This is a genomic window from Acinetobacter sp. A2 (assembly GCF_012371325.1).
Taxonomy (GTDB): domain Bacteria; phylum Pseudomonadota; class Gammaproteobacteria; order Pseudomonadales; family Moraxellaceae; genus Acinetobacter.
Genome location: NZ_JAAZQX010000021.1, coordinates 40,730 through 48,114 on the forward strand (window position 1 = coordinate 40,730; position 7,385 = coordinate 48,114).

Consider the following 7,385-nt stretch of genomic DNA (forward strand, 5'->3'; position numbering starts at 1 on the left):
ATAATCTATTTGCCCAAACAAGTATCCATGAATATGTCTGATTTTAATTCACCACACAATACAGCCTTTAATCCACTGTCACCTGCAGAGCGTTACGCACAAGCGATTGCATCTGGGCAGTTCATGCCAGATGATGCACAGGCGCAGGCTGTACACGAACTTGACCGTGTGTGGCAGGAATTAATTCAACGCTATAAAGCTTCAAAAAAAGCATTTCGACGTTTTCGTCGTCAGACTGCGCCACAAGGTGTTTATATGTGGGGCGGTGTAGGTCGTGGTAAAACATGGTTGATGGATCAGTTCTATGATTCCGTTCCGTTTCGTCGCAAAACTCGCATGCACTTTCACCATTTTATGCAATATGTGCATCGTGAACTCAACAAACTTTCAGGGCAGCGTAATCCCTTAGACTCTGTTGCAGATCAAATTTATAAAGATGCAGTGGTGATTTGTTTTGATGAGTTTTTCGTTTCAAACGTCACCGATGCGATGATTTTGAGTGATTTATTCCAGAAACTGTTCCATCGTGGGATTACTTTGGTCGCAACTTCAAATATTGCTCCAGATGGTTTGTATAAAAATGGCATCCACCGTGACCGTTTTATTCCAACCATTGAAATGGTGAAAAAGCATTGTCAGGTACTCAATGTCGATGCTGGGGTAGATTATCGTTTACGTGTATTAAAACAAGCTCAGTTGTTTAAATCGCCACTCAGCCATGATAACCAAAACTGGATGGCGCAGCGTTTCAGTGCATTGACCAATACCCAGCAGCATTCATCTGAACCGATTATTATTAATCAGCGTACTGTAGAAACCATTGCACATACTGAAGATGTGTTGTGGTGTGAGTTTTCTGAACTGTGCTTTAAGCCACGTAGTCCTGCAGACTTTATTGAAATTGCCAATATCTATAATACAGTATTGGTCAGCAATGTACCGCATTTGACTGATTTCTTGTCTGAAGGCACACGTCGTTTTATTTACTTGGTTGATGAATTCTATGACCGTGGGGTAAAACTGTTATTGACCTCAGAAGATTCGATTATCGAAATTTATCAGGGCGAAAAGTTAGCATTTGAAATTGAACGCACGCGTTCACGTTTATTGGAAATGCAATCCGATGACTATTTAAATGCAGAACACCGCCAAATACAGGCAACAGAAGCCGAACAGCAAATTAGTTGATTTTAAAGCGCCTAGAATTAGGCGCTTTTTTATGTTAGAAATTCAGTGACTGCTGGTTTTATCGACATTTTGTCATAAACATGGCTTAATCTTGTGGTGTTGAAATAGGACTGTCGATGGTTTTTACAACAAAATCTGAACTTAAGTCTAATTTCGACATTTCAAAAACTTTATACACTGTGAAAGTGTATTTATATGAATAATAATGTCATGTTTCAGATCAGAATTTCAGGTGTTTATTGTTACTCATCTTGTAATAAATGATCGTTATTTTGAAATGTGATAATACTATTCAGCTAAATATAAATCAGTATACTAGAATCTCTTGTATAAAAAGTAGCAATATCAGGAAAGACAATGACTGCACGTATTCAAAAAGGCAAGTTAGCGATTGCTAAAGAACTTTACGATTTCATCGAAAATGAAGCACTACCAGGTTCTGGTTTAGACAGTGATGCATACTGGAAAAACTTTGAGCAAGTCGTTGTCGATCTTAGCCCTAAGAACAAAGCGTTACTTGCAAAGCGTGACGAGCTTCAGGCTAAAATTGATGAATGGCACCGCAATAATACATTTGAATTAGAAGCTTACAAAGCTTTCTTGACTGAAATTGGCTACTTATTACCAGAAGTAGAAGATTTTCAAATTACCACCGAAAATGTTGATGAAGAAATCTCATTATTGGCTGGTCCACAACTCGTAGTACCTGTACGTAACGCACGTTACTGCTTGAACGCAGCAAACGCACGTTGGGGTTCGTTATACGACGCACTTTACGGTTTTGACGTTATTTCTGAAGAAAATGGCGCAGAAAAAGGTAAAGGCTATAACCCAGTTCGTGGTGAAAAAGTAATTGCATTTGCGAAAAACTTCTTAAACGAAACTTTCCCATTGGCGCAAGGCTCACATGCCGATGCGACTAAATATGCTGTAGATGCAAACAAACTTGTAGTAAGCCTTAAAGATGGTTCTACAACAACACTTGCAAATGAAGCATTATTTGTTGGTTACAACGGTGAAGCTGCTGCTCCAACAGAAATCGTATTCAAAAATAATGGTCTGCACGTTGTAGTTCAAATTGATGCAACTAGTCCAATTGGCCAAACAGATGCAGCTGGTGTAAAAGACGTTGTTCTTGAAGCTGCTGTAACGACAATTCAAGACTTGGAAGACTCAATTGCAGCTGTAGATGCTGAAGAAAAAGTTGAAGGCTACCGTAACTGGTTAGGTCTAATGAAAGGTACTTTATCAGAGTCAATCGAGAAAAATGGCAAAACCATGACTCGTACATTGAACGCTGACCGTACTTTCAAAAACCTAGAAGGCGGTGAAACTAAAGTTCATGGTCGTTCATTAATGTTACTACGTAACGTAGGTCACTTAATGACTAACCCTGCAATTTTGGTTGATGGTCAAGAAATCTATGAAGGGATCATGGACGCATTGATCACTCCATTATTGACTTTTGCTGACATTCGCGGTGAAAACACGATCAAGAACTCACGTCAAGGTTCTATGTACATCGTGAAACCAAAAATGCATGGTCCAGATGAAGTTGCATTTGCAGTTGAATTGTTTGAACGTGCTGAACAAGTGCTTGGCTTGCCTGCGAAGACTTTGAAAATCGGTATCATGGATGAAGAGCGTCGTACTTCTGTAAACTTGAAAAACTGTATTGCTCAAGCTAAAGACCGTACTATCTTCATTAACACTGGTTTCATGGACCGTACAGGTGACGAAATCCATACGTTCATGGAAGCAGGTCCATTCGTTCGTAAAGGCGAAGTAAAAGGTCAAATTTGGTTCCCAGCGTATGAAAACCGTAACGTGATGATCGGTTTGAAAGCAGGTTTACGTGGTAAAGCACAAATTGGTAAAGGCATGTGGCCAAAACCAGACATGCTTTTAGACATGTATAAAACCAAAACTGAACATCCTGAAGCGGGTGCAAGCTGTGCATGGGTTCCATCACCTACAGGTGCTGTGATTCACGCTATCCACTATCACCAAGTGAACGTAGCAGACCGTCAACAAGAATTGTTGGCAACTGAGCCTTTATCTTTAGATGACTTGTTAACTCCGCCATTGGCGAAAGACACTAACTGGTCTGACGAAGAAAAAACTAAAGAGCTTGAAAACAACTGTCAAGGTATCTTGGGTTACGTTGTACGTTGGGTAGATTTAGGTGTAGGTTGTTCTAAAGTTCCAGACATCAACGATGTTGGTTTGATGGAAGACCGTGCAACTTTACGTATTTCTTCGCAGCACGTTGCCAACTGGTTACGTCACGGTATCGTGACAAGTGAGCAAGTTGAGGAAGTAATGCAGCGTATGGCTAAAATTGTGGATCAGCAAAACGCTAACGATCCATTATATACGCCAATGTCTAACGACTTTGAGAACAACATCGCATTCCAAGCTGCGTCTGACTTAATCTTTAAAGGTGGTGAGCAACCTTCTGGTTATACAGAGCCACTTTTACACGCTGCGCGTTTAAAATTAAAAGGTTATACAGGTGACTAATCCTTTGGGAATGATTGTTCACTGATTGTGTATTACAAACAAATGAGCCTCTTCGGAGGCTTTTTTGTTGTCTATATTTAGCCTATGGTTTCTTGAAAATTTTGCAGAGGAATGGTTACAGGATGTACTTGCAGCTAGAAAAGCATCACGCTGCGGAGTAGAGTGGAAGCTATATATAAAAAGTAGCGCAAGGACAAATACATGCCAGCATATCAAGGTTTGAATCAACAATTTATTGGTGGACATTGGACGACTGGCACATCAACCAAGACCATAACCAATAGCAATCCTTATCAGCAAACTGTGATTTTTGAGATGCAGGCTGCCAGTGTAGTAGATGTTGATAGTGCCTATAGTGCGGCACAAAAAGCCTTTGATGAACAGGTGATTAAATCAGCTGAAGTGCGTAAGCAAGTCATTACCAAATTACAGCAAGTCATTCAGCAGCGACGAGAAGAAATTGTACAATGGCTGATTGATGAGTCAGGCAGTACTCGTTTAAAAGCCAATATTGAGGTGGATGCTGCACTAGGGATTATTCAAGAAGCTGCACAATTTCCTGATCAAATGACGACCACACCATTAGAAAGTAAAGATCCTCAAGTACGCAGTTTTGTTTTGCGCAAGCCTTTGGGTGTTATTGCAGTGATTAGCCCTTGGAATTTTCCATTTCATTTATCTATGCGTTCGGTGGTCACAGCAATTGCTTGCGCCAATAGTGTAGTGTTGAAACCTGCCAGCGACACACCAGTCACAGGTGGAACACTCTTGGGTAAATTGTTTGAAGAGGCAGGTTTACCTGCAGGCGTACTGAATGTCGTGGTTGGGGCTAGCCATGAAATAGGCGATTATTTTGTTGAGCATGCTACGCCTAAAATGATTTCCTTTACTGGTTCTACAGCAGTTGGGCAGCGTGTAGGGCAAAAGGCAGTAGGGGGAGAAACACTGAAACGTGTTGCGTTAGAACTTGGTGGCAATGCACCTTTGGTCATTTTAGATGATGCCAATGTCGATTTAGCTGTGGAACTTACGGTAATGGGTCGATTTTTACATCAGGGGCAAATTTGCATGAGTACCAATCGGGTTATTGTCGATCAGTCGATTTATGCTGTGTATATCGATAAGTTATTAGTACGTGCACAGCAATTGGTGGTGGGTGATCCTAATGCAGAAAATACACTCATCGGTCCAATCATTAATTCAGAGCAAGTAAAAAAACATCAGCAAATCATTCAGAAAGCAAAAGCTCAGGGCGCTGAATTAATTTATGAAGGTGGCGTAAACGGAAATCTAGTGGCACCACATATTTTTGTAAATGTTGATGCCAAGGCTGAGATTGTGCAGCATGAAAGTTTTGGGCCAATATTACCAATTTTGCAGGCCGAAAATGAAGTACATGCCTTGCAATTAGCGAACCAAACCCAATACGGGTTATCTGCAGCAGTATGTACAGCAAATTTAGAGCGTGGCATTGATTTTGCTGCGCAGCTCGATGTGGGGATGACGCATATAAACGGTATTACCGTTGCCGATCATGCCAATGCACCGTTTGGTGGAGAGAAGAACTCAGGTTTAGGTCGTTTTAATGGTCGCTGGATATTTGAAGAGTTTACTCGAACACATTGGATGACGTGTCCCGCTTAAAGATGGCTGTTTGCAAGCATATTGCGCTTAAACATGCTGAGTGCATGGGTAAGCGGTAATATGCGTGATATAGTAAATTTGTCTTTTTATACAAGTTAAATATGTGTGCCAATTTTAAACCGTTAAGCCTAACGCAGTTGTCTGCTTTAGGTTTACCAGAAATACCTTTTGAATATCCTGACGAAGTTTATCCGAACAGTACTGCGCCTTTATTATTTAAGTCTGAGAAGGGTTTGGAGTGGCGTTTGGTGAATTTTGGCTTGATTCCAAAATGGGCCGAAGACAAAAGCATTGCTTTAAAAACTTATAACTGTCGTAATGAAACTATACTAGAAAAGCCTAGTTTTAGCGAAGCTGCCTATAAGTGCAAATTTAGTGTAATTTCAGTATCTGAATTTTATGAGTCAAAATATATTGAAGGTAAGGCTCAGCGCTGGGGTGTACGACGTAAAGATGGGCAGGCATTCTTTATAGCAGCACTATACGAAATTTCTAGGCTAAATGTGGGGCAAGAAAATGAAGAGGTTGTACGCTCAGCCAGTATGATTACCATGGACGCAATTGACCATGACATGATGAAAGAGTTTCATGTGCCAGGCCCTGTGAAGCGTTCGGTTATTGTGATTCCACATGCACGTTTGGATGAATGGTTAAGCCTGAAAACGCCCAATATACAAAGTTTTGTACAAGGCTTTCCTGTAGATGAGTTTGAATGTTCCTTTGTTCCAAAAGCAAAGATCGAAAAAGTAAGTCCCCAACTCAACTTTTTCGATCTTTAACAGTATTTCAATGGCTTGTGATATTGCTTTTTAGCGAGCCAAGTTGTTAAAAATTTGACGCAAACTTTCCATCATTTTTTCAATTTGTAGAGGTGTCAAGCCATCAAAGGATTGTTCTAGCACAACACTTGTCAAATCATTGATTTTATTGGTCATGTCGTCACCTTTTTCTGTGAGTACAACACGAGTAATACGCGCATCATCATCACAGGAATAAGTTTCCACTAAACCTTCATCTTTCAGGCGATAAACAATTTTAGTGGTGGTTGACATTTTAGATACCACCATATCAGACAAGTCAGATACACTGGCATGCGGTTTAGAACGTAGCGCCAATAAAATACGGCGACGTGAATTGTCTAAACCATATTTCTTTAAAGCGTGATCAACGTTTTGCACATATTGTGCATGTACTTGTGTCACCCAATAATATGGAAATTGTTCAAGATCGTAATGATCGGTTGAAGGCAGAAATTTAGAATATTTCTTGGACATTGCATATTCCTTGCATTGTTTTAATTGTATTTTTTGATATTTCACATTTTATGTGAAAACTCATGTGCTTAGCAAGACGTTTTTATTACTTAAAGTTAGTGTGAAGCTAAACTTAATAAAATAAAGGTCTAATAAATAAAAAATTCTTAAACAGATACACGTAAATTTTGCGTTGTAAATGCAAGATCGTGATTGCCATTAGCGTGAATTCAGCATTGTAAATGCAAGATCGTGATTGCCATTAGCGTGAATTCAGCATTGTTTTGAGTGTAAATTTTTAATCGTATTTTGGCGTTTGAACAGAAAGTTCAATGTTTGGTTGTAGCTTGTAGGTCTGTCATACCGCATATTTATTAATCCTCTAGAATTTTTTTAGTACGGGGATTAGCAATTCATTGTTGTTATCTAGCAATCACATTGTGTGTGCCACAATGAATATTCATAATTAGGCAGCATTTTAGTCAAAAAAATACATTTGTACACTTCGCATTTCATTCAAAAGGTTGCGTGAATCTGATCATGATACGCAGAAGATATTGGTTTAAAGTCTTAAAATATTAATATCAATTAAATAACAATAGCTTGTAATGCATTTGTTTTGAATAAAAAGTAAACTTTACTCAAATGACTCATTTGTCAAATTTATTGCCTAAAATGGGTTTGACTTTTTATCTTATTTTGGCTTTGTTGCACAAACCTATCTGTAAAGGCTTTTTCAGCGATATAATTTTCAAATGAAGAAGCCTACACACAAAA

Annotated in this window: 5 protein-coding genes; 4 read left to right on the forward strand and 1 reads right to left on the reverse strand. The window is 39.3% G+C overall.

Annotated features, from left to right (window positions below; genetic code table 11):
- The first annotated feature begins 33 nt into the window (after positions 1–33).
- The 4 genes from zapE to HHA43_RS09270 all read left to right on the forward strand — a co-directional run bounded on the left by zapE (position 34) and on the right by HHA43_RS09270 (position 6,134).
- Entirely contained in the window at positions 34–1,188 is a 1,155-nt protein-coding gene (zapE, locus tag HHA43_RS09255) for a cell division protein ZapE (protein ID WP_168542473.1), read from the forward strand.
- Between the two features lie 357 nt (positions 1,189–1,545).
- The gene (locus HHA43_RS09260) at positions 1,546–3,711 is read left to right on the forward strand and encodes a malate synthase G (protein ID WP_168542475.1); all 2,166 of its coding nucleotides are present in this window, start codon (positions 1,546–1,548) and stop codon (positions 3,709–3,711) included.
- Between the two features lie 201 nt (positions 3,712–3,912).
- Complete coding sequence (locus HHA43_RS09265) at positions 3,913–5,355, forward strand: aldehyde dehydrogenase family protein (protein WP_168542477.1); 1,443 nt, start codon at positions 3,913–3,915, stop codon at positions 5,353–5,355.
- A gap of 101 nt (positions 5,356–5,456) precedes the next feature.
- Positions 5,457–6,134 (forward strand): SOS response-associated peptidase family protein, encoded by a 678-nt coding sequence (locus tag HHA43_RS09270; protein WP_168542479.1) that lies wholly within the window; start codon positions 5,457–5,459, stop codon positions 6,132–6,134.
- A 30-nt stretch (positions 6,135–6,164) separates the two neighbouring features.
- Here the strand turns inward: HHA43_RS09270 and HHA43_RS09275 are convergent, their stop codons facing one another.
- Positions 6,165–6,629, reverse strand: a complete 465-nt coding sequence (locus tag HHA43_RS09275) for a MarR family winged helix-turn-helix transcriptional regulator (RefSeq protein ID WP_168418921.1) — start codon at positions 6,627–6,629, stop codon at positions 6,165–6,167.
- Positions 6,630–7,385: the final 756 nt, after the last annotated feature.